This window comes from Streptomyces indicus (genome assembly GCF_900100315.1).
Classification (GTDB): Bacteria; Actinomycetota; Actinomycetes; order Streptomycetales; family Streptomycetaceae; genus Streptomyces; species Streptomyces indicus.
Genome location: NZ_FNFF01000015.1, coordinates 195,390 through 217,351 on the forward strand (window position 1 = coordinate 195,390; position 21,962 = coordinate 217,351).

A 21,962-nucleotide genomic window follows, 5' to 3' on the forward strand; every position below is an offset into this window, starting at 1 on the left:
CCGCACACGTCCGGGAGCCGGTTGCCGCGGCTCCCTGACGGCAGGGTTCCGGATGGTGTCGAGCCCACCACCGCGGTGGTGACAGTGTCAATGCGAGAGGCCATTGTGCCGGGTTTGCCCCGCCGGGAATTTCCGGATCGGCGCGGTGGCGCAGGCGGCAACTCACGCTTCGGGACGGCACCGTCGCCATGTGACCATCGCCACGTTCCGCGCATGGGCCCGCGAGCTGCGGGTAGGGCTGACCCTCTGCCGATCACACCGAACGGGACCGACCCACCGACCAAGGAGGCCCTGGGTGAGCGCTCAGCTGTTGTTCGACGCCCTGTCCAAACACGCGGAACTGCCCGAGCAGCCGGACCTGTCACAGGTCTCCGACCCCGACTCCGTGCCGTACGGCCAGTTCTCCGTCGAGGCGCCGCTCACCAGTGAGCCGCCCCTGGCCGACGAGACGCCGCTGACCAGCGAGCCCCCGCTCGCCGACGAGGCACACCTGACCAGCGAACCCACGGCGTTCGGCACGGCCTCCGCCGTCGCCTGAGTTCCCGTACGGGCGGGCACGTTTCGCAGCGCACAAATACGGTCAATTGCGGGTGGATTGCCGCCCCTTCGGGTCGTGCGGTCCGCTCTGCCCGGCTCGCCCGCCCGCCTTTGCCGTGCCCCGCCCTATTCCGTACGGCCGGAAAGTTCCGTACGACAGAGAGCGGACCCGCACGGCGGACGGACGCGTCAGCCCGAACGGCGCGGAGCGGACCCGACCTCTACCCCTACGACGGATGGGGCGCCGATGTCCCTGGCCCGGCTCGCAGCGCTGTACGGCATCGACTCCTCCTACGAACCCGCGCCGGACACCCGGCAGCCGGTGTCCCAGGAGGCGCTGCGGGCCGCGCTCGCGGCCTTCGGCGTGGACACCTCGAGTGAGGAGGCGGTGGACGCCGCGGCGTCCGCGGTGCACGCGCGGCGCCGCGGACGCGCCCTGCCCGAGACGGTGGTCGCGGGCGCGGCCGCCTTCGACGCGCTGCCGCACGGCACCCTGATCCGGGTCGCCCCCGAGGGAGGCGACGCCCCGGTCGAGTGCACCTGGACGGGTGAACTGCCACAACTCCCGTACGGCGTACACCAGTTGACGGCCGAGACGCCGGACGGGCGCGCCTCCTCCAGCCACCTGATCGTCGCCCCGGAGCGCGCACCCGCCCCCTCCGGCCGCCACCACGGCCTGCTCGTCCAGCTCTACTCCCTGCTCTCGCACCGCTCCTGGGGCATGGGTGACCTCGGTGACCTCGCCGAACTCGCCGCCTGGGCGGGCCGTTCGCTGGGCGTCGGCTTCCTCCAGGTCAACCCGCTGCACGCGGCGGTCCCCGGCACCGCGGACCGCCCCACCGACCCCTCCCCGTACCGCCCCTCGTCCCGCCGCTTCCCGGACCCCGTGCACCTGCGCGTCGAGGACATCCCCGAGTACGCCTATCTGCCGCCCGACGACCGGGCGGAGACCGACGCCCTGCTCCAAGAGGCCGCCGCCTTACGGGAGTCGGTGCTCGGCAAGGGCGCGCTGATCGACCGGGACGCGGTGTGGGCCCTCAAGTCCCGTGCCCTGGAACGGATCGCGGCCGTGCCGCTGGGACCCGGCCGCCGTGCCGCCTACTGCGACTTCCTCGCCGCGGCCGGCGACGACCTGGAACGGCACGCCACCTGGTACGCCCTCGCCGAACGCCACGGCCCCGACTGGCGAGCCTGGCCCGCGGAGCTGCGCGACCCGCGCTCGGCGGCGACCGCCCGTGCCGCACGCGAGCTGATGGACCGGATCGACTTCCACAGCCGGCTGGTCTGGCTCACCGACAGCCAGCTGGGCGCGGCCCAGGCGGCGGCCCGCGAGGCCGGCATGGCCCTCGGCCTGATCCACGACCTCGCCGTCGGCGTGCACCCCGACGGCGCGGACACCTGGGCGCACGGCGACCTGTACGCGCACGGCACCTCCGTGGGCGCGCCCCCGGACGCCTTCAACGCGGGCGGCCAGGACTGGGGGCTGCCGCCCTGGCGCCCCGACCGGCTCGCCGAGTGCGGCTACGCGCCCTTCCGCGCGCTCGTGCGCGGGCTGCTCGCGCACGCGGGGGCGCTGCGGATCGACCACGTCATGGGCCTGTTCCGGCTCTGGTGGATCCCCGAGGGCCACCCGCCCACGGACGGCGCGTACGTCCGCTACGACGCCGAGGCCCTGCTCGCGCTGCTCGTGCTGGAAGCCCACCGGGCGGGCGCTGTGGTCATCGGCGAGGACCTCGGCACCGTGGAGCGCGGGGTGCGCGAGGCCCTGGCCGCGCGGGGGATCCTCGGCACCTCGGTGCTCTGGTTCGAGCGCGACTGGGAGCACGACGGGCGTCCGCTGCCCCCGGACCGCTGGCGTGCGGACTGCCTCGCCACGGTCACCACCCACGACCTGCCGTCCACGGCCGCGAAGCTCACCGGCGACCACGTCCGCCTGCGCCACCGCCTCGGCCTCCTGCCCGGTCCGCTCACCGCCGAGCTCGCGGCGGAGAGCACGGAGGTGCGCGAGTGGCTGGGCCTCGCGGCCGCGCTGGGCCTGGACGCCGAGGGCAACCAGGAGACGGAGATCCAGGCGCTGTACCGTCTCCTGCGCCGCACCCCGGCCCGGCTCACCGGGATCTGGCTGCCGGACGCGGTGGGCGACCTGCGGCCGCAGAACGTGCCCGGGACCTGGGACCAGTACCCGAACTGGCGCGTCCCCGTCACAGGGGCCGACGGGCGGGTCATGAGTCTGGAGGAGCTGGCGGCCTCGCCGCGGCTGCACGCGTTCATGGCGGCGGTACGGGGGGAGTCCTAGCCCGGCCCCTGCCGGGCCCCGCCCTGCCGTCCCGGCACCCGAGCGGCACCCCGGGCGCGCGCCCCCGGAAGGCATTCGCTAGGTTGGCACCGTGGACAAGAAGAACGCCCTGCGCGCCGGCGCCGTAGCAGCCGGTACGACGCTGATGATGCTGCTGATGTCGTCCCCCGCGCTCGCGCTGACCCGCGACGACGGCGACGACCCGGGTACCGGCCTCTCCGTCATGGAGACGCTCGGTCTGTTCGTCGTGGCCCCGATCGTGCTGTTCCTCGTGATCGCCGGTCTGGTCATGGTCGGGGACAAGTCCCGCAAGCAGCAGGGCTGACCCGCACCCTCACCTGAACTCCGGGAGCGCCTCCCGGCTCCGCCTGTGCCCGGAGCCGGGGGGCGCTTTCGCGTGCCCGTCCTCCGGCGACCCGTATTCTTCCGGCGACTCGCATTCGTTCGGTTTTCCTTAAAAGAACCGTCGATTCTTTTCGATGGACCTACGCAACGGTCCGCTGTCAGTCTTGATCCCGCAAGCACACGACTACCGCCCCGCACCGGGGCAGTTGGGCCAGGGATACGAGATGGCAGTCCTCGACCGCGTACGCACCAACCAGGCGACCGCGACGCCGGCGCAGCCGAAGGGGAAGGCGGGCCGCACCGCCACCGTCGGCCTGCTGTTCGCGCTCGCCGCGACGGTGGTCTGGTCGGGGAGCTTCATCGGCGCCCGCGCCCTCGCCGACACGGTCCCGCCCGTGCAGCACGCCTACTGGCGCTGGATCATCGCGCTCACCGCCGCCGCGCCCTTCGCGGCCCGGCACGCCTGGCGCGAGCGGCACATCATCCTGCGCCACTGGCGCTTCGTGCTGCTCGCCTCGCTGCTCGGCATCGCCGTCTACAACACCCTCGTCTACCAGGCCGGCATCTCCACCTCGGCCGGGAACATGGGCATGATCATGGCCGCGTCGCCGGTGGTCATGACGGTCTACGAGAAGCTGGGCGGCGCCCGGCTCGGTGCGCGCCGGGTCGCGGGCATGCTGATCGCCTGCGTCGGGGTGCTGCTCCTGGTCAGCAAGGGCCGGCTCGCGCTTGACTTCGCGCCCGGCGACCTGTGGATGCTGGCCGCGGCCCTGAGCTTCGCCTCGTACAGCGCGCTCCTGCGCCGCCGCCCGGCCGAACTGGGCGCACTCGCCTTCCTGTTCACCAGCTTCGCCGTCGGTGCGGTGCTGCTCACGCCGGTGTTCCTCACGAGCCTGGCCGTCCAGGGCGGCTTCACGCCCACGCCCGGCACGGTCGCGCCGCTCCTGTACGCGGGCGTCTTCTCCTCCGCGATCGCCTTCTTCACCTGGAACAAGGCCATCGCCCTGATCGGCGCGGGCCGCGCGGGCCTCGTCTACTACCTCCAGCCCGTCTTCGTCGCGCTCCTGTCCTACCTGATCCTGGGCGAGCCGACGGGGCCGATGCAGGTGCTGTGCATGGTGCTGATCCTGGGCGGGGTGGTGCTGGGATCGGTCAGCAGGAAGGCGCTGTCCGGCTGACGTACCGGTGAGGCTCTGCCCGGCTGACGTACCCGGAGAGGAGATACCTTGCGGGACATGACCGAGTGGGACATCAAGAAGTTGCAGATCCTGCGGACCCTCAGTGAGCGTGGGACCGTCACCGCCACCGCGCAGGCCCTGCTGATGACCCCCTCGGCCGTCTCGCAGCAGCTGTCCAACCTCGCCAAGCAGGTCGGCGTGCCGCTGCTCGAAGCGCAGGGGCGGCGGGTGCGGCTCACCGACGCGGCCCATCTCGTGCTGCGGCACGCCGATGCGGTGTTCGCCCAACTGGAGCTCGCCGAGGCCGAGTTGGCGGGCTATGCGCGGGGCGAGGCGGGGGAGGTGCGGATCGGCGCGTTCTCCACCGCCGTGCCCGCCCTCGTCGTACCCGCCGTGCGCAGGCTCCGCGAGGACGCGCCCGGACTCGACGTCCGCGTGCGGGAGGCGGAGGCCGCCGAGGCCTACGAGCTGCTCGCCGCCGGGGACGTGGATCTCGCCCTGTCGCTCGCCGCGCACGCACCCACCGCCCGCGACCCGAAGTTCACCCGCGTCCCGCTGCTCGCCGATCCCCTCGACATCGCCCTGCCCGCCGACCACCGCCTCGCGGCACGCCGGAGCGTGCGCCTGGCCGAACTGTCCGAGGAGGCCTGGATCTTCGGCGGCAGCGGGCCCTGGTCCGAGATCACCACGGCCGCTTGTGAGGCGGCCGGTTTCGTCCCGGAGCAGGCGCACAGCGCGGCGGGCTGGACCGCGATCCTCGCGATGGTCTCGGCCGGGATGGGCGTCGCCCTGGTGCCCCGGATGGCTGCCGCCACGGCCGAGGGCGTGGTGCGCGTGAGCATCGGCGGGGACCAGCCGCGCCGCCATGTCGTGGCCGCCGTGCGCAAGGGAGCCGAGTCGGGCCCGGCGCTCGCCCGCGTACTCGATGCGCTCAAGGAAGTGGCGGAGCGCAAGTGAAAGCGGTGCGGCTCCCTTCGACCGAGGGAAGCCGCACCGCTTCGGTTCAGCGCACCGGAGCGCCTCAGGCGGCGGCCGCGTCCGCCGCCTGTGCCTTCAGCGCCCGCTCCACACCCGCGCGCGACTCCGAGATCAGCCGGCCGAGCGCCGCGTTCGGCTGCGCCTCGGCGATCCACGCGTCCGTCGCGTCCAGGGTGGCCTGCTCGACCTGGATCGCCGGGTAGAGGCCGACCGCGATCTGCTGGGCCATCTCGTGCGAGCGCGAGGCCCACACGTCCTTGACCGCCGCGAAGAACTTCTCCGTGTACGGGGCGAGCAGCTCGCGCTGGTCCGTCTGCACGAAGCCCGCGATCACCGCTTCCTGCACGGCGTTGGGGAGCTTGTCGGAGTCGATGACCGACGACCACGCCTCGGCCTTCGCCTCCGGCGTCGGGCGCGAGGCGCGCGCGGTGGCCGCGTGCCGCTCACCGGCGGCCGTCTTGTCCCGCTCGTACTCGGCGGCGATCTCCGCCTCCTCGTACCGCCCGGTGGCCGCGAGCCGCTGCACGAACGCCCAGCGCAGCTCGGTGTCCACCGCGAGGCCCTCGATGGTCTCCGTGCCCTCCAACAGGCCCTTGAGAAGGTCCAGTTGGTCCTCCGTGCGGGCCGTGGCCGCGAACGCCCGCGCCCACGCCAGCTGGTGGTCGCCGCCCGGCTCGGCCGCGCGCAGGTGCGTCAGGGCCGCCTCGGTCCAGCGCGCCAGGCCCGCCTCGCGGAAGTCCGGCGCCGCGTACAGGTCGAGGGCCAGCTTCACCTGCCGGTGCAGCGACTGCACCACACCGATGTCCGACTCCTTGCCGATGCCGGAGAGCACCAAGGCCAGGTACTCGCGGGTCGGCAGCTCGCCGTCGCGGGTCATGTCCCAGGCCGAGGCCCAGCACAGCGCACGCGGCAGCGAGGCCTCGAAGTCGCCCAGGTGCTGGGTGACATGGCGCAGCGACTCGGCGTCGAGGCGGACCTTCGCGTACGACAGGTCGTCGTCGTTGAGCAGGATGACGGCGGGCCGGTGGCGGCCGACGAGCTCGGGCACCTCGGTGATCTCACCGTCCACGTCCAGCTCGATGCGGTCGGAGCGGACCAGCTTGCCGGACGCGTCGTCCAGGTCGTAGAGGCCGATGGCGATGCGGTGCGGGCGCAGGGTCGGCTCGCCCTTCGCGCCGGCGGGCAGCGCGGGCGCCTCCTGCCGTACGGCGAAGGAGGTGATCGTGCCGTTGGCGTCCGTCTCGATGTGCGGCCGCAGGATGTTGATGCCCGCGGTCTCCAGCCACGCCTTCGACCAGGCCTTCAGATCGCGGCCGCTGGTCTCCTCCAGGGCGCCGAGCAGGTCGGACAGGCGGGTGTTCTTGAAGGCGTGGGCCTTGAAATAGGCCTGCACACCGCTGAAGAACTCGTCCATGCCGACGTACGCCACGAGCTGCTTGAGGACCGAGGCGCCCTTCGCGTAAGTGATCCCGTCGAAGTTGACGAGCACGTCGTCGAGGTCGCGGATGTCCGCCATGATCGGGTGCGTGGACGGCAGCTGGTCCTGGCGGTAGGCCCAGGTCTTCATGGAGTTGGCGAAGGTGGTCCACGCGTGCGGCCACTTCGAGCCCTCGGCGTAGGCCTGGCAGGCGATCGAGGTGTACGTGGCGAAGGACTCGTTGAGCCACAGGTCGTTCCACCACTCCATGGTCACGAGGTCGCCGAACCACATGTGGGCGAGCTCGTGCAGGATCGTCTCGGCCCGCACCTCGTACGCGGCGTCGGTCACCTTGGAGCGGAAGACGTACTGGTCGCGGATGGTCACCGCGCCCGCGTTCTCCATCGCGCCCGCGTTGAACTCCGGCACGAAGAGCTGGTCGTACTTCTCGAACGGGTACGCGTAGTCGAACTTCTCCTGGAACCAGTCGAAGCCCTGCCGCGTGACGTCGAAGATCGCGTCGGCGTCGAGGAACTCGGCGAGCGAGGGCCGGCAGTAGATGCCCAGCGGGACCTTATGGTCGCCCTTCTCGTACGTGGCGTGCACCGAGTGGTACGGGCCGACGATCAGCGCGGTGATGTACGAGGAGATCCGCGGCGTGGGCGCGAAGGTCCAGACGTCGTCCTTCGGCTCCGGGGTGGGCGAGTTGGAGATCACCGTCCAGCCGCTCGGCGCCTTCACCGTGAACTGGAAGGTGGCCTTGAGGTCCGGCTGCTCGAAGGAGGCGAAGACACGGCGGGCGTCCGGCACCTCGAACTGCGTGTACAGATACGCCTGTCCGTCCACCGGGTCGACGAAGCGGTGCAGGCCCTCGCCGGTGTTGGTGTACGCGCAGTCGGCGACGACCTTCAGGACATTGTCCCCCTGCTTCAGATGCCGCAGGGCGATCCGCGCGTCGCGGAAGACGGCCGCGACGTCCAGGGACTTGCCGTTGAGCACCACCTCGTGGACGGCGTCGGCGACGAGGTCGATGAACGACTCGGCGTTCTGCTCGGCGCACGCGAAGCGCACCGTCGTCACCGACGTGAAGGTGCCGCCCTCCTGCGCACCGGAGAGGTCGAGATCGATCTCGTACGAGTCGACGGTGAGCAGGCGCGCACGCTCCTGCGCCTCTTCGCGGGTGAGATTGGTGCCGGGCACGCGGTCTCCTCGGTTCAGGACTTTTCGGCCATCCTTCCACGTCGGCGGTGGGGCGGGCATCGGGATATCGCCGTACGCGAAAAGGGCGGCCACCCCGAGGGGTGACCGCCCTTTCAGGCACAGGCAGGGGGCTGCGCCCCGCGCGTCACTTCGCGCCGAGCTCCTCGGCGACCAGCTCCGCGATCTGCACCGCGTTGAGCGCCGCGCCCTTGCGCAGGTTGTCGCCCGAGATGAACAGCGCGAGGCCGTTCTCCACCGTCTCGTCGGTGCGGATGCGGCCCACGTACGACACGTCCTGGCCGGCGGCCTGGAGCGGGGTGGGGATCTCCGAGAGCTCGACGCCCGGGGCGTCCGCGAGCAGCTCGGTGGCGCGCTCGGGGGAGAGCGGGCGCTCGAAGCGGACGTTGACCTGGAGGGAGTGACCGGAGAAGACCGGCACGCGCACACAGGTGCCCGAGACCTTGAGCTCCGGGATCTCGAGGATCTTGCGGGACTCGTTGCGGAGCTTCTGCTCCTCGTCCGTCTCGTTCAGACCGTCCTCGACGATGGAGCCGGCGAGCGGCAGCACGTTGAAGGCGATGGGGCGCTTGTAGACGCCGGGCTCGGGGAAGTCCACGGCCGAGCCGTCGTGCGTGAGCTTGTCGGCCTCCGCGACCACCTTCTGCACCTGGCCGTGCAGCTCGGCCACACCGGCGAGACCGGAGCCCGAGACGGCCTGGTAGGTGGTGGCGACCATGGCGGTCAGGCCCGCCTCCTGGTGCAGCGGCTTGAGGACCGGCATCGCGGCCATCGTCGTGCAGTTGGGGTTGGCGATGATGCCCTTGGGGCGGTTCCTGATCGCGTGCGGGTTGACCTCGGAGACCACGAGCGGGACCTCGGGGTCCTTGCGCCAGGCGCTGGAGTTGTCGATCACGACGGCGCCCTGCGAGGCCACCTTCTCGGCGAGGGCCTTGGAGGTGGCGCCGCCGGCGGAGAACAGCACGATGTCCAGGCCGGAGTAGTCGGCCGTGGCGGCGTCCTCGATCGTGATGCCGTCGAGGGTCTTGCCGGCGCTGCGGGCGGAGGCGAACAGACGCAGCTCGTCCACCAGGAACTTGCGCTCCGCGAGGATCCTGCGCATGACTGTGCCGACCTGACCGGTGGCTCCGACGATTCCGACCCTCACGGTGACTCCTTCTCGCTGTGCGCTTCTGGCTCGATGCGCCTGCCCGTGGACAGTCCCCATCATGCGGTGACGTGGGGCACCCCTGTCCAATCGATTGACCGGGGAGCGAGACGCTGTGGCGCGGGCCACAGCGGGCGTCAGGCCCGCTCGTACTGCGCCTGCACCAGCTCCCTGGCCTCCTCGCGCGTGGCCACCGAAGGCGGCGAGCCCTCGAGCGGCTTGCCCGCCGACTCCTTCAGGGTGGCCGCCGCGATCATGCCGACCACGGCGAAGGCCATCACGTAGTACGCGGGCATCAGATCGTTGCCGGTCGCGCTGACCAGCGCCTCCACCGCGAGGGGCGCGGTGCCGCCGAAGAGGGACACCGAGACGTTAAACGCGATCGCCAGCGCTCCGTAGCGCAGCGCCGTCGGGAACAGCGCGGGCAGCACCGAGGACATCGTGGCGAGCAGGCAGAGCAGCGGCAGGCCGAGCAGCAGCAGGCCCGCGAAGACCGAGGCCCAGTGGCCGGTGCCGATCAGGAGGAAGGCCGGCACGGGCAGAACCAGGAAGCCGATGGAGCCCGCGAGCAGGAGCGGCTTGCGGCCGATGCTGTCGGAGAGCCGGCCGACGGCGTTGATCAGGGCCATCAGGATCAGCATCACGATCACGATCGCCATCAGACCGGCGGTGCCCGAGTAGCCGACGGTGTTCTGCAGATACGTCGGCATGTACGACAGCAGGATGTAGTCGGCGACGTTGTACGCGGCGACCAGCGCGATGCAGACGGTGATGGCGGGCCACAGGCCGGCGAACCGCTGGAGGAACGGCACCCGCTCCTGCGGCGCGCTCTGTGCGGAGGACTCCTCCATCTCCTTGAACGCCGGGGTCTCCTCCAGCTTCATCCGCAGGTACAGACCCACCAGGCCCATCGGCGCGGCCACCAGGAACGGGATGCGCCAGCCCCAGTCGAGCATCTGGGCGTCGCTGAGCACGGTCTGGAGGACGGTCACGAGCACGGCCGCGAACGTGTAGCCGATCAGCGTGCCGAACTCCAGGAAGCTGCCGAAGAACCCGCGCCGCTTGTCGGGCGCGTACTCGGCGATGAAGGTGGCGGCGCCGCCGTACTCACCGCCCGTGGAGAAGCCCTGCACCATGCGGAAGAGGATGAGCATGGCCGGGGCCCACAGGCCCACCGTGGCGTAGCCGGGCAGGACGCCGATCGCGAAGGTCGCGGTCGACATCAGGATCATCGTCAGGGCGAGGACCTTCTTGCGGCCGATCCGGTCGCCGAGCGGCCCGAACACCATGCCGCCCAGCGGCCGTACGAGGAAGGCCGCGGCGAAGGTCGCAAGGGAGGAAAGCACCTGGGCGGTGTCGTTGCCCGAGGGGAAGAACACCTTGCCGATGGTGACGGCGAGGTACGCGTAGACGCCGAAGTCGAACCACTCCATGGCGTTGCCGAGCATCGTGGCCTTCACGGCGCGCTTGACCGCGGGCTCGGGCGTCACGGTGACGTCGGTCTCGCGCAGCTTCGGGTTGCGGCGGCGCAGGGCGGCCCGGCGCAGGAAGCGGTGGTTGGCGGGGAGCGGCTGCTCCCCGGATGCGGACTCGGTGTCCATCGGCGCGGACATGCGGGCACTCCCCAGCGGAAAAGATCAAGCTGTACCCGCCCAGGCTGAGGCATACCAAAGGCCGTCGGTGCCCGGCGAAAGACCCCGGTGTCCGGGACGTCCGTCCTCGGTCACCGGGGCCCTTGGTCCCGCGGGAGTGCCGTGCGAGATGCCTCAGCGCTGCACCGAAAGCTCCCACTTGCCCGCGATCCGCACCTGGAGGAAGCCCGGGCCCGCGACGTGGAACACCCCGGGGCCCACATGCAGCCGGTCCACCGGCTCGAACGAGGCGTCGAGCCCCCAGACCGCGCCGATCGCCCCGCCGTCGCCCTTGAAGACCAGGTCCGACTCGGGACCCGAGTAGTACACGAGGCTGTAGCCGCGCCCCTCCGTCTTGCTGTCGAAGGACGCTGCGGACTGCGCGGCGGCCGGGGTGAGCTTCCACGCCGTACCGCCCGCGGCCCGCACGCTCACGTAGCACTCGCCGTCCTGCACCCAGACCGGTCCGGTCACGGGCCGCCGCCCGTTGCCGGCCTGCGCGACGATGGCGGCGCGTCCCGTGGCCTGCACGGCGTTCACCACCAAGCGGTCCTCGTCCCTGGACGTGCGCTCGAGGGTCAGCATCATCGGACCGCCCGTGTGCCGGAACACCGCGCAGGCCACGCCCTCGACCGGTCCCTGGAGCGGCGGCGCGTGCTCCAGCGGCATCGGGCGCAGACTCCAGTCGGCCGCACCCTTGATCCGTATCCGCTGCTCCACCTGCCCCTCGCGGAACGAGACGACCCGGCCGGTCTCACCGTCCTGGTGGCCTTCGAGGTACGTCTCGGACTCGTCGTACTCGTCGAGCAGCTCGGTCCTGTACCCCCAGCTGTCCTCCGAGACGATCGTGTAGTCGAGCAGACAGGGTCGTCCCGGGGTCGGGTTGACCAGCGTCACCGTCTGCTCGCCGCGCCCCTCGTACATGCCGGTCCGCTGGGCGACCACCGGGTCGGGCACGGGCACCGGGCGGGTGCGCAGCGACCAGGCGCCGTCCGCCTCGATGAGCAGGATCAGCGGCCCCTCGGCCAGCGGGAAGGTCTGCTCCAAGCGGCCGACCTCGTACATCAGCAGGTCGCGCTTGTCCTCGTGCACGGTGCCGGCCGGTGCCGTGTAGATCGACATCGAGCCGCTGTCGTCGTCCCCGTCCTCGTCCCCGCTGAAGCTCACGTCGAGGTCCGCCATCCGGCCGCGGTACGTGACCACCTCGGGGCCGCGGCCCCGCAGACCCTCGCCGAGCTCGCGGGCCACCGACAGCGGACGGACTTGCACCGTCCAGTCGTTGTCGGCGTCGACCCGCAGGCGCAGCGGTCGGTTGCCCTTGTGGTGGACGGCGGCGCTGCCGCGCAGGTCCTCGAGCGTGGTGTTGAAGAGGAGGTCGTCGTCCTTGTTGCGCCGGTTGAGCGTGTAGACGCAGGTGTAGCCCTCGCCCTGGTGCCACAGCTCGACGAGCACCGGCCCCTCGGGCAGCCCGTCCACGGACACGACACCCTGCCCGCGCCCGCGCTGCACGTACAGCGGGAACTCGGGGCCGAAGGAGACGGGGCGGGCGTCCTGGGGTGCGGAGGGGTGCGGGGTCTGGGGGCGGGCGTCCTGGGGTTCGGGCTGTCCGAACTGGGGTGTGGGCTGCGGGTGTCGGGGTGCGGGCTGGGGGGTGTGGGGCTGGGCGTACTGCGGTACTTGGGACTGGGGCTGAGGCTGCGGATACGCGGACTGGGTCCCGTAAGCCGGAGCCGGAGCGGGAGCGGGAGCGGGAGCCGGAGCCGGAGCAGGAGCCGCAGCCGGCGCCGCGCCCTCGATCACGATGCCGAAGTCCGTGGCCAGGCCCGCGAGGCCCGTGGCCCAGCCCTGGCCGACCGCGCGGAACTTCCAGGTGCCGTCGCGCCGGTAGAACTCGCCGAGCACGAAGGCGGTTTCGGCCGCCGCGTCCGTCACGGAGTAGTGCGCGACCGGCGCCCCGGAGCCGGCGCTCACCGCCTGTACGTACAGCCCCGGCACCGCGCCGAACACGCCGCCGTCGGTCGAGGCCGCGATCACCACGCGCTGCACGGCCGGTTCGATCCGCGCGAGGTCGAGTTCGAGCCACTGCGCGAGCTGCCCGCCGCCCTCGGTCGCCCCGAGATGACGCACGGCGCCCGAGGGGTGCTGCGGCTGGTTGTAGAAGACGAGGTCCGCGTCGCCGCGCACCTTGCCCGCCGCGTCGAGCAGCAGGGCGGAGGCGTCCACGGCGGGTGAACCGGGCTGCGCGAGGCGGCTCACGGCCACGCGGAGCAGCTCGGTGGGCACCGGCACGTTGGCGCCCTTGATCATGTGCGTCATGGGCTCATCGTTCCAGTTGAACTGCCGTGAGTCGACGAGTAGTTCGATATTTGCGTTCGTGAGGACATGAGGGGACAGCGGCGGGGATGTCCGGTGTGATCTTGAGCGGGACCGGTGCGGGCGCGGGGCAGCGGAAAAACTTCCCGGCCGCACCGAACGTTTTCCGCCGCGCCGACGTCGTAGAGGCGGAACGGGGTGAGGGAGGGGTGGGCTTTGCTGCGCAGAGGGACGCTTCGGCGCGGGCGGGGAGCCGGGCCGGAGGATCCGCGGGATCCGCTGGCCCCGGAGCAGGTGAGCCGGGTCAGGGCGGTACTCGCGCTCGGCGGCGTGCCCGCGTCCGAGCTGCAGGACGGGGTGCAGCAGGTGCGCCTGAAACTGCTCGAACGCGCCGCCGACGGCCGTGAGGCGCCGCGCGACGTCTCCGCCTGGGCCGCCGTCGTGGCCTCCAACTGGGCCATGGACTACCACCGCGCCCGGCGCCGGCAGGAGCGCCTGGGGGAGCGGCTCGCCTCGCTGCGCACGGAGAGCCAGCCCGCGAAGGACACCGAGGAGTCCAAGGTGCTCTCGATGGCGGTCGCGAAGGGACTGGACGAACTGACCGACACCCAGCGGCAGGTGGTCGTGCTGCGGTTCTACGCCGATCTGCCGGTGCGCGCCATCGCGGAGCGGCTCGGCGTCCCCGAGGGCACGGTCAAGAGCAGGCTGCACGGGGCGGTGCGGGCCTTGCGCGCACGGCTGCACGAGGACGAGGTGGTGTGAGTGGCCGGCGAGAAGGTCTTCGGGACCGGGGCGTACGACGGCGACGACCTCCTGATGGCGGCGATCACCGGGGAGGAGGTCCCCGAGGAGGCCGCACGCTCGGCGGAGTACCGCGAGGCGGTCGCGGACCTCGGCCAACTGCGTCTCGTGCTGCGGGACTTGGGGGAGGAGCTGGCCGCCGAGCCGGCCGCCGCGGAGGAGCCGGAGCCCACCGAGCCGCCGGTGCGCGCCGAGCCGGTGCGGGTGCGGAGGCGCCGGATGTTCGCCGTGGCGGTGCGGGCGGTCGCGGTGGCGGGGGTGGCCGCGGCGTTCGGCGGGGTGCTGTGGCTGGGCGCGAACAACGGCCTGGGGAGCGCCGACGGGCACAAGGCCGGAGACAGCGGGCAGAACGCGCCCGGTTTGACCGACGGCAACGAGGACAACAAGGGCGGCGACGCGGAGAAAGACGCCGACTCCTCCGAAGCCGCCCAGGACCGCGCCCCGTTCGACCGCGCCCGGCAGATCGCCTGCACCCGCATCCTGGTCGAGGGCACGGCGACGGAGCTGGCGCCGCACGCGGACGGCACGGTGGACGTGACCGTGAAGGTGGACCGCTGGTACCGGCCGGAGCGGACCGCGGCCGAGCAGCCGACGACGACCGTCGCCCTGCCGGAGGACCACGCCGCGGACATCTCGGTCGGCGAACCGGTCCTGATCAGCGTCTACCGGCACCCCGAGGACGGGTACGACGTGGAGACGGGCTGGGGCGTGGCCGACGTCCGCCCCGAACTCCTCGCGGCGCTCCCGGAGGCGAAGACACTCGACTGCCCGAACCCTCTGAAGAGTTAGCCGAGCCGGAGCTCCCCGACCGCACACGAAAGACCGCACACGAAAGGGCGGGCGCCCGGAACCCGGACGCCCGCCCCTCACTCGTGACGAGAAGAAGTCAGCTCCTTACGGAACGACCTTCTCGATCCGCACACTGCCCGAACCGGCCTTCGTGCCCTTGGCGTTGAGCACCCGGACCTCGCCGAAGAACTGGCGGCCCTCAGGTGCGGCGCCCGCGACGACGATCTCCGCGGCGACCTTCGCCGACGCACCCTGCGCCAGGTCCACCGGCTTCGACGCGTCGACCTTCACCTCGCCGAGCGAAGGGGCGAAGTACAGGTCGAGGTAGTCGAACTCGGTCGAGCCGGCCGGAACGGCGTAGCCCTGGACCAGCGCGATGTACGTGCCGGCCGCGGGCTTCGCCACCGAGACGGCCTCTTCCGAGTCGCCGTCGGCGGACTGGCCCACCAGCTGCGCCGCATTGTTGACGATGCGGTACAGGGCCAGGTCGAGGTCGGCGCCCTTGTCGGAGGTGTTGCCGATCGAGACGTCGAGACGCTCGGAGCCGGCCGGGACCTCGATGCGGTACTGCTGGTCCGCACCGTGCGCGATCGTCGGACGCGCCTGCTTGGAGGAGCCGAGCGCGCCGCCCGCCAGCTTGCCGCCGGTGATCGGGGCGTAGTCGTTGGTCACGGTCCAGTCGACCGCGGCCGGGGTGCCGATCTTCGCCTCGGCGACGGTCTGCACCGCCGGGTCGAAGGTGACGCCGAGCGCGGTGGCCGTCAGCTCGTACGGGTTGTCGAGCAGCGGCGACGTACGACGGGACTCGACCTCGATCTCCCAGACACCCGGCTGCGGGTTCGCGTACGAACGCAGGTCGGGGCGGCAGGTGTTGGCCGGGTTGTTGTAGTTCGGGTAGCAGTTCGGGGTGCCGGTCGGGTCGACCGGGACGCCGTACGGGTGGATCGAGATGAAGCGGGTCTGGCTGCCCGCCTTCAGACCGCCGAGCGCGACCTCGAAGGTCTTGGCGCCCTCGGGGACCGTCACGAAGTACGACTTGTGGCTGTTGCGCTGCACCGAGCCCGAGGCCTTGAAGGCGTACGAGGGCTTGGCGAGCTGCGCGGAGGCCACGACCGTCGTCATGATCTGGCGGTCCACGCCCTCGGTGCGCTCGTCGTCCAGCTCCAGGATCGCGCTGTGGATCCCGGCGGAGCCCGCACGGGCCTGGACCTTGACCTTGACCGGCTGGTTCAGCGGCAGCCGGATCTCGTCGTCGCCGAGGATGCGGAACGTGCCGTCGTTGTTCTCGAACTCCAGCTCGTGCTCCACCGGACGCGAGGAGCCCGACGTACGGGTGATCTCGATCTCGTACGTCTTGCGCTCGCCGACCTTCAGGCCGCCCTCACGGTCGTAGAGACCGGTGCCGAAGCCGGGGGTCTTCAGGAACTCGTCGATCGCGGTGTCGACCGGGGCCTTCACCTGGTAGCCGTGCGCCGTGGCGCCGTCCTTGATCGAGTCCCACGCGTCGACGATGTCGATCAGACCCGCACCCTCTTCGTGCGCCTTGACGCCCGGGATGTGGTTCGCGGTCGAGGTCAGCGCGGTGCGCAGGGTCAGCGGGTCGAGGTCGATCTTCCGCTGCTTGGCGGCCGACAGGAGCAGCGCCGAGGCGCCCGCGGCCTGCGGCGAGGCCATCGAGGTGCCCTGGAGCATCGAGTAGCCGGCCGGCAGCTGGTAGCCCGCCTCGGCGACCGGGCCGCCGGGGATCCAGGTCTGCGTGGTGTTGATCGCGGCACCCGGGGCGGACAGGGTCGGCGTGAAGCCGCCGTCCTCACGCGGACCGCGCGAGGAGAACGGCATCATGGCGTACTTCTTCTCCACGCCCGAACCGTAGTTGGCGGCCCAGGTCTCCTTGGAGACGGTGGCGCCGACCGAGATCACCTTGTCGGCGAGCGAGGGGTCGCCGATGGTGTTGGTGCCCGGGCCGCTGTTGCCGGCCGAGATGACCAGCTGCACGCCGTACTCGTCGATGAGGCGCGTGTAGAGCGTGGCGCGCGCGTTGTTGCCGTCGTTCAGCGGCGGCAGGCCGCCGATCGACATGTTGACGATGTCCACGCCGCGCTTGGTGACGAGGTCGATCATGCCCTCGGTGAGCGCGACGTTGGTGCAGCCGCCGCTCCAGGTGCAGGCACGCGAGGAGACCAGCTTGGCGCCGGGCGCCGCACCGTTCATCTTGCCGCCGAACAGCGAGTTGGCGGCCGTGATCCCGGCGACGTGGGTGCCGTGCGAGCCCTCGATGATGCCGATGTTGACGTAGTCGGCCTTGTCGCCGTCGCCGTTGTAGACGACGTCCTTGCGGATCTCGGCCACGAACGGGACGCGCTCGACGACGTCGGTCGCCGGGTTGTCGGTGCCGAAGTAGCCGACCTGGTGGCCGTCCTTGTACGGCTTCATCGCGACGTCGTTGGTGAAGTCGCTGTCACCGTTGAGGTCCACGCGCACCGTGCCCGCGGCGGCGTCGTAGAGCACGCCCCAGCGGTCGGTGGTGTCCCCGTCGCGGTTCAGGTCGCCGTTGGCGTCACCGCCGATGGAGGCCGACTCGTTGAACCACTCGACCGCGTAGGAGCCGGCGGGAGCGGTCCAGGTCTTGCCGTCGAAGGTGAACGTCGGCCCGGAGACCGCGTTGTCCATCTGGCGCCAGGTCTCGTCCTCGTCGACCACCGGGTCGGTCGCGGTGACCCAGTCGACGATCTTGCGCTCGCCCGTGGTGGTCTTCTGGAGCGCGGGGTGGCCGAGGTCGACACCCGAGTCCAGGATGCCGATGGTCACGCCGCGGCCGTCGGCCTTCGGGTTCTCCTTCACGAAGTCCACCGCGCCCGTCTCGAAGGACGGGTTGTACGGGTTCTTCGCGGGGGTGTTCTTGCCGGGCGCCGGGTACGAACCCGGGGCCGTGTCCTGCGTCTGCGCGCCCTTGGCGCGGTCGCCGGCCGGTGTCGGGTCGTCGATCTTGATCTCCTGGAGGAGATCGATGCCCTTGACCGAGGAGAGCGCGGAGGCCTCCTTGATCGCGGCCTTGGCCTGCTTGGTGGGGACGGTCGCGCGGACGTAGCCGAGCTTGTCGTCCCGCTTGCCGACGATGCCGCCCTTGACCTCGTCGAACGTCTCGGCGGCCTGCTCGGTCGCCCCTTCGGTGGTGGCCACCATGACGGTGACGGTCTTCTCGCCCTCGGCCTCGGCCTGGGCGAGCAGCTTGGCGTCGTCGGAGCCGAGCTTCTCGGCGGCGGACTTCGCGGGAGCGGGCTCACCACCCGGGTCGGCTGAGAAAGCGGGTACGGGCCCTGCGGCGCCGAGCGCCGCAACAAGCCCTGCCGCCACGGCTATTCGGGCCGCGCGTCTGGCACCCGTTCGGGGTGCGCGCGGGGATTCGAGCGTCATCTGCGTCCCTGTGTGAAAGACGGGCAGGAAAGTGAAACCCGGTCCGTTGTCGCGGACCGGTCCGTATTCCGGTTCGGTCCGTAATCCGGTGCCGAATGACCGCTCAGCATTACGTATGGGACCGCTGTTTGAGGAGGGCACTCCGTGGCGGGATGGGGCCATGGCGTACTTCCGCCATACGTCACCGGGGGCGAAGCGGGCGATATCCGAGCGAACGGGTAGGACCCCGGGGGTCGTTGTCCGCGGAGCGAGACGCCGATTGACCGCAGAAGGATCAACTCGCTACGTTCGGCGACATGTTGCGTTCAGCTCTGCTCACCACGCGCGGTCACATCGACCTGCTGCGGGTGGCCTCCGCCGCGTGTCGCCGCGGCTGCTGACGACGCCTTCCGGCGTGTGCCGACGTCACGCCTGAGCGTTTCCTGACGTCGTCCCGTCCCGCTTTTCCCCGAGCCGTCGCTCGCATTTTCCCACCGCCCTGAATTCGGCGCGCTGATTCCCGCGTGCCCGTACCGGGGCGTGCTTCCCGCTGTTCTCACGCAGCGTGCCCATAGGCCGCGTACGCCTGGAGTCCCCATGACCGTCAGTCATGCCCCGCCGCAATCCGGCACACCCGAAATATCCGTGGAAAAGGCGCCGGTCGCCGCCCCGGCGCAGGCACCCGAACTCGAACCCCTCACCTCCACCCGCGCCCGCCGCACCCGCGTCCCCCGCTGGCTGCGCCGCACCACAGGGCCCCTCCTGCTGCTCGCCCTGTGGCAACTCCTCAGCTCCACCGGCGCATTGCCGCCCGAGATCCTCGCCTCGCCCGGCACGATCGCCGGCGTCGCCCGCGACCTGATCGCCGACGGTTCGCTCACCCAGGCCATGGGGGTCTCGGTCCAGCGCGTGGCCAGCGGCCTGCTGCTCGGCGCCGTCATCGGCACCACGCTCGCCCTGCTCTCCGGCCTCTTCCGGGTCGGCGAGGACCTGGTGGACGCGGGGATGCAGATGCTGCGGACCGTGCCGTTCGTCGGCCTGATCCCGCTGTTCATCATCTGGTTCGGCATCGGCGAGGCCCCGAAGATCGCCATCATCACGCTCGGCGTGGTCTTCCCGCTCTACCTCAACGCGTACGCCGGGATCCGCGGCGTGGACGCCCAGTTGATCGAGGCCGGGCAGTCCCTGGGCCTGACCCGCTGGGGCCTGGTCCGGCACGTCGTGCTGCCCGGCGCGCTGCCGGGCGCGCTCACCGGGCTGCGCTACTCGCTCGGCGTCTCCTGGCTGGCCCTCGTCTTCGCCGAGCAGGTCAACGCCGACGCCGGGATCGGGTTCCTGATGATGCAGGCCCGCGACTTCCTGCGCACCGACGTGATCGTGGTCTGCCTGATCGTCTACGCCTTCCTCGGCCTGCTCGCCGACCTCGCCGTCCGACTCCTCGAAAGGCTGCTCCTGCAATGGCGACCGACCTTCACCGGCCAGTGACCGCGTCCGGGGCGGCGGCGGATGCCGCGCCCGAGACGGCACCCTCGACCGCACCCGAGACGGCACCCTCGACCGCACCCGAGACGGCACCCGCGACCGCGCCCGAGACGGCATCGACGAGCGCGCCCGAGGCCGCACAGGGGCCCGCAGCCGTACGCGTCCAGGGCCTCGCCCGCTCCTTCGACGGCCGCCGCGTCATCGACGAGCTCGAACTCACCGTGCGCCCGGGCGAGTTCGTCGCCCTGCTCGGCCGCAGCGGCTGCGGCAAGTCCACGCTCCTGAAGATCCTCGCGGGCCTGGACCGCGAGATCGACGGCACGGTCCTCGTGCCGCGCCGCAAGGCCACCGCCTTCCAGGCGCCGCGCCTCATGCCCTGGAAGAAGGTGTGGCGCAACGTCCTGCTCGGGCTGCCCGGCCGCCCGGGACGCGAGGTGGCCGAGCAGGTGCTCGCCGAGGTCGGTCTCGACCACCGCGCCGACGCCTGGCCCAAGACCCTCTCCGGCGGCGAGGCCCAACGCGCCTCGCTGGCCCGCGCGTTGGTGCGCGAGCCCGACCTGCTGCTGCTCGACGAACCGTTCGGCGCCCTCGACGCCCTCACCCGGCTCAAGGCCCAGCGCCTGGTCGGCGAGGTGTGGCAGCGGCGCGGCTGCGCGGTGCTGCTCGTCACGCACGACGTCGAGGAGGCGGTGCTGCTCGCGGACCGGGTCCTCGTGATGGAGGACGGGGTGATCGCCCACGAGGTCACCGTCGGCCTCGACCGCCCCCGCGACCTCACCGACCCGCGGTTCGCGGCCCTGCGCGGCGAGCTGCTCGACCTGCTCGGCGCGGGCCCGGGCACCGCCCACGCCGCCTGACCCCGTCCCGTACGGAAGCCTCCCCGCCTTGTCCGGACGCCCGGTCCCTTCCGGATGCCCCCGGCCCCGTAGGACAGCCTCCTTCAACCCCCGTACAACCTAAGGAACTCCACCATGCGCCCAAGCCGCATCCTGCCCGCCCTGCTCCTGCCCCTCGCCCTCCTCGCGAGCGCCTGCGGCGGCTCCTCCTCCGCCGACACCCTCGGCGGCGGCTCCGACGGCACCGACGGCAAGGGGTCCGTGACCCTCAACGTCGGTGACCAGAAGGGAGGTTCGGAGGCCGTGCTGCGGGCCGCCGGGGAGCTGGACGACCTCGACTACAAGATCAAGTGGTCCACGTTCACCTCAGGGCCTCCGCTCCTCGAAGCCGTGAACGCCAAAGCCGTGGACATCGGCGCGGTGGGCAACACGCCACCGGTCTTCGCGGCCGGCGCCGGCTCGAAGATCACCGTCGTGGCCGCGAGCCACGGCAGCCCCGCGGGCGAGGCGATCCTGGTGCCGGACGACTCCCCGCTGAAGAAGCTGGAGCAGCTCAAGGGGAAGAGCGTCGCCGTCGCCCAGGGCAGCTCGGCGCACTTCCAGCTGGTCGCCTCGCTGAAGAAGGCGGGTCTGACGCTGAAGGACGTCAAGGTCAGCTATCTCCAGCCGGCCGACGCGCTCGCCGCCTTCAACGGCGGCAAGGTGGACGCCTGGGCGGTCTGGGACCCGTACACCTCGCAGGTGCTCACGGCCAAGCAGGGCAAGGTCCTCACCGACGGCGAAGGCGTGGTCAACGGGCTGGGCTTCCAGGTGGCCGCGCCCTCCGCCCTGAAGGACGAGAAGAAGGCCGCCGCGATCGAGGACTACCTGGAGCGACTGCGCCGGGCCCAGGACTGGGTGTTCGACCACCCCGAGGAGTGGGCGAAGGTCTGGGCGAAGGACACCGGACTGCCGTACGAGGCGGCGCTCGCGGCCGTGAAGCGCTCCAACGGCACCCGCGTCCCCGTCGCCGTGGACCAGGCCGCCATCGACTCCGAGCAGCGGATCGTCGACACCTTCGCCGAACTGAAGCTGATCCCGCGCAAGGTCACCTTCGCCGACTTCGTGGACCCGCGGTTCAACGGCGACCTGCCGCCCTCCACCACCCCGGCCCGTATCTACAAGGAGAAGTGACCGTGACCGTCCACCTGCACTGGTTCCTGCCGACCGGCGGCGACGGCCGCACCCTCGTCGACCGGCACGCCTACACCGACGGCGGCATCAAGCGCTCCCGCATCACCCCGGTCAGCGGGGTGCGCGCGCCCGACATCGAGTATCTGGCCCAAATCGCCAAGGCCGCCGAGCAGTTGGGCTTCGAGGCCGTGCTCACCCCGACCGGCACCTGGTGCGAGGACGCCTGGCTCACCACGGTCGCCCTCGCCCAGCACACCGAACGCCTCAAGTTCCTCGTCGCGTTCCGGCCCGGGGTGATCTCGCCGGTGCTCGCCGCCCAGATGGCGGCCACGTACCAGCGCATCACGCGCGGCCGCCTGCTGCTCAACGTGGTGACGGGTGGCGACTCCACCGAGCAGCGCCGCTTCGGCGACCACCTGGACCACGAC

At 71.5% G+C, this 21,962-nt stretch carries 17 protein-coding genes; 12 read left to right on the forward strand and 5 right to left on the reverse strand.

Annotation, left to right across the window (positions count from 1 at the left end; translation table 11 throughout):
* The first annotated feature begins 295 nt into the window (after positions 1-295).
* From BLT97_RS29345 to BLT97_RS29365, 5 genes are all read left to right on the forward strand, one after another.
* Positions 296-538: a hypothetical protein gene (locus tag BLT97_RS29345; RefSeq protein ID WP_093615522.1), complete on the forward strand. Its 243-nt coding sequence runs from the start codon at positions 296-298 to the stop codon at positions 536-538.
* 246 nt (positions 539-784) lie between these two features.
* The gene (gene malQ / locus BLT97_RS29350; RefSeq protein WP_093615524.1) at positions 785-2,833 is read left to right on the forward strand and encodes a 4-alpha-glucanotransferase; all 2,049 of its coding nucleotides are present in this window, start codon (positions 785-787) and stop codon (positions 2,831-2,833) included.
* A gap of 91 nt (positions 2,834-2,924) precedes the next feature.
* Entirely contained in the window at positions 2,925-3,158 is a 234-nt protein-coding gene (locus BLT97_RS29355) for a hypothetical protein (protein WP_093615526.1), read from the forward strand.
* A 244-nt stretch (positions 3,159-3,402) separates the two neighbouring features.
* Positions 3,403-4,356: a DMT family transporter gene (locus BLT97_RS29360; RefSeq protein WP_093615528.1), complete on the forward strand. Its 954-nt coding sequence runs from the start codon at positions 3,403-3,405 to the stop codon at positions 4,354-4,356.
* Between the two features lie 57 nt (positions 4,357-4,413).
* On the forward strand, positions 4,414-5,313 hold the full coding sequence (locus tag BLT97_RS29365; protein ID WP_093615530.1) for a LysR family transcriptional regulator: 900 nt from the start codon (positions 4,414-4,416) through the stop codon (positions 5,311-5,313).
* 64 nt (positions 5,314-5,377) lie between these two features.
* On the opposite strand, the gene pepN is transcribed toward BLT97_RS29365, so the two are convergent.
* The 4 genes from pepN to BLT97_RS38705 all read right to left on the reverse strand — a co-directional run bounded on the left by pepN (position 5,378) and on the right by BLT97_RS38705 (position 13,063).
* The gene (pepN, locus tag BLT97_RS29370) at positions 5,378-7,951 is read right to left on the reverse strand and encodes an aminopeptidase N (RefSeq protein ID WP_093615532.1); all 2,574 of its coding nucleotides are present in this window, start codon (positions 7,949-7,951) and stop codon (positions 5,378-5,380) included.
* Between the two features lie 145 nt (positions 7,952-8,096).
* Complete coding sequence (locus tag BLT97_RS29375; protein WP_093615534.1) at positions 8,097-9,116, reverse strand: aspartate-semialdehyde dehydrogenase; 1,020 nt, start codon at positions 9,114-9,116, stop codon at positions 8,097-8,099.
* Positions 9,117-9,253: 137 nt separating this feature from the next.
* Positions 9,254-10,729 carry an MFS transporter gene (locus tag BLT97_RS29380; protein WP_093615536.1) on the reverse strand — a complete coding sequence of 492 codons (1,476 nt, stop codon included), beginning with the start codon at positions 10,727-10,729 and terminating at the stop codon, positions 9,254-9,256.
* A 153-nt stretch (positions 10,730-10,882) separates the two neighbouring features.
* Positions 10,883-13,063 carry a TerD family protein gene (locus BLT97_RS38705; protein WP_093615538.1) on the reverse strand — a complete coding sequence of 727 codons (2,181 nt, stop codon included), beginning with the start codon at positions 13,061-13,063 and terminating at the stop codon, positions 10,883-10,885.
* 216 nt (positions 13,064-13,279) lie between these two features.
* Between BLT97_RS38705 and BLT97_RS29390 the strand changes: the two genes are divergently transcribed.
* Entirely contained in the window at positions 13,280-13,822 is a 543-nt protein-coding gene (locus tag BLT97_RS29390; protein ID WP_425442777.1) for a sigma-70 family RNA polymerase sigma factor, read from the forward strand.
* Positions 13,823-14,650: a hypothetical protein gene (locus tag BLT97_RS29395; protein ID WP_093615542.1), complete on the forward strand. Its 828-nt coding sequence runs from the start codon at positions 13,823-13,825 to the stop codon at positions 14,648-14,650.
* Between the two features lie 105 nt (positions 14,651-14,755).
* Here the strand turns inward: BLT97_RS29395 and BLT97_RS29400 are convergent, their stop codons facing one another.
* Positions 14,756-18,064, reverse strand: a complete 3,309-nt coding sequence (locus BLT97_RS29400; RefSeq protein ID WP_093615544.1) for a S8 family serine peptidase — start codon at positions 18,062-18,064, stop codon at positions 14,756-14,758.
* 296 nt (positions 18,065-18,360) lie between these two features.
* Here BLT97_RS29400 and BLT97_RS39130 point away from each other — a divergent pair, with 296 nt between their 5' ends.
* The 5 genes from BLT97_RS39130 to BLT97_RS29420 all read left to right on the forward strand — a co-directional run.
* A complete protein-coding gene (locus BLT97_RS39130; protein WP_349817350.1) occupies positions 18,361-18,444 on the forward strand; it encodes a putative leader peptide in 84 nt (27 codons plus the stop codon).
* Between the two features lie 196 nt (positions 18,445-18,640).
* Positions 18,641-19,528: an ABC transporter permease gene (locus BLT97_RS29405; protein ID WP_093615546.1), complete on the forward strand. Its 888-nt coding sequence runs from the start codon at positions 18,641-18,643 to the stop codon at positions 19,526-19,528.
* The gene (locus BLT97_RS29410; protein ID WP_093615548.1) at positions 19,501-20,382 is read left to right on the forward strand and encodes an ABC transporter ATP-binding protein; all 882 of its coding nucleotides are present in this window, start codon (positions 19,501-19,503) and stop codon (positions 20,380-20,382) included. The genes BLT97_RS29405 and BLT97_RS29410 overlap by 28 nt, the downstream gene beginning before the upstream one ends.
* Positions 20,383-20,496: 114 nt before the next feature.
* On the forward strand, positions 20,497-21,534 hold the full coding sequence (locus tag BLT97_RS29415; RefSeq protein ID WP_093615550.1) for an ABC transporter substrate-binding protein: 1,038 nt from the start codon (positions 20,497-20,499) through the stop codon (positions 21,532-21,534).
* A 2-nt stretch (positions 21,535-21,536) separates the two neighbouring features.
* Positions 21,537-21,962 (forward strand): LLM class flavin-dependent oxidoreductase (locus BLT97_RS29420; RefSeq protein WP_143041402.1); only part of this gene is annotated, 426 nt, incomplete at its 3' end.

Excerpts from the sequence above, each read along its gene's own strand:
- malQ (WP_093615524.1), top strand. The coding sequence starts at position 785 with ATGTCCCTGGCCCGGCTCGCAGCGCTGTACGGCATCGACTCCTCCTAC.
- BLT97_RS29360 (WP_093615528.1), top strand. The coding sequence starts at position 3,403 with ATGGCAGTCCTCGACCGCGTACGCACCAACCAGGCGACCGCGACGCCG.
- BLT97_RS29365 (WP_093615530.1), top strand. The coding sequence starts at position 4,414 with ATGACCGAGTGGGACATCAAGAAGTTGCAGATCCTGCGGACCCTCAGT.
- BLT97_RS29380 (WP_093615536.1), bottom strand. The coding sequence starts at position 10,729 with ATGTCCGCGCCGATGGACACCGAGTCCGCATCCGGGGAGCAGCCGCTC.
- BLT97_RS38705 (WP_093615538.1), bottom strand. The coding sequence starts at position 13,063 with ATGACGCACATGATCAAGGGCGCCAACGTGCCGGTGCCCACCGAGCTG.
- BLT97_RS29400 (WP_093615544.1), bottom strand. The coding sequence starts at position 18,064 with ATGACGCTCGAATCCCCGCGCGCACCCCGAACGGGTGCCAGACGCGCG.
- BLT97_RS39130 (WP_349817350.1), top strand. The coding sequence starts at position 18,361 with ATGTTGCGTTCAGCTCTGCTCACCACGCGCGGTCACATCGACCTGCTG.
- BLT97_RS29405 (WP_093615546.1), top strand. The coding sequence starts at position 18,641 with ATGACCGTCAGTCATGCCCCGCCGCAATCCGGCACACCCGAAATATCC.
- BLT97_RS29410 (WP_093615548.1), top strand. The coding sequence starts at position 19,501 with ATGGCGACCGACCTTCACCGGCCAGTGACCGCGTCCGGGGCGGCGGCG.
- BLT97_RS29415 (WP_093615550.1), top strand. The coding sequence starts at position 20,497 with ATGCGCCCAAGCCGCATCCTGCCCGCCCTGCTCCTGCCCCTCGCCCTC.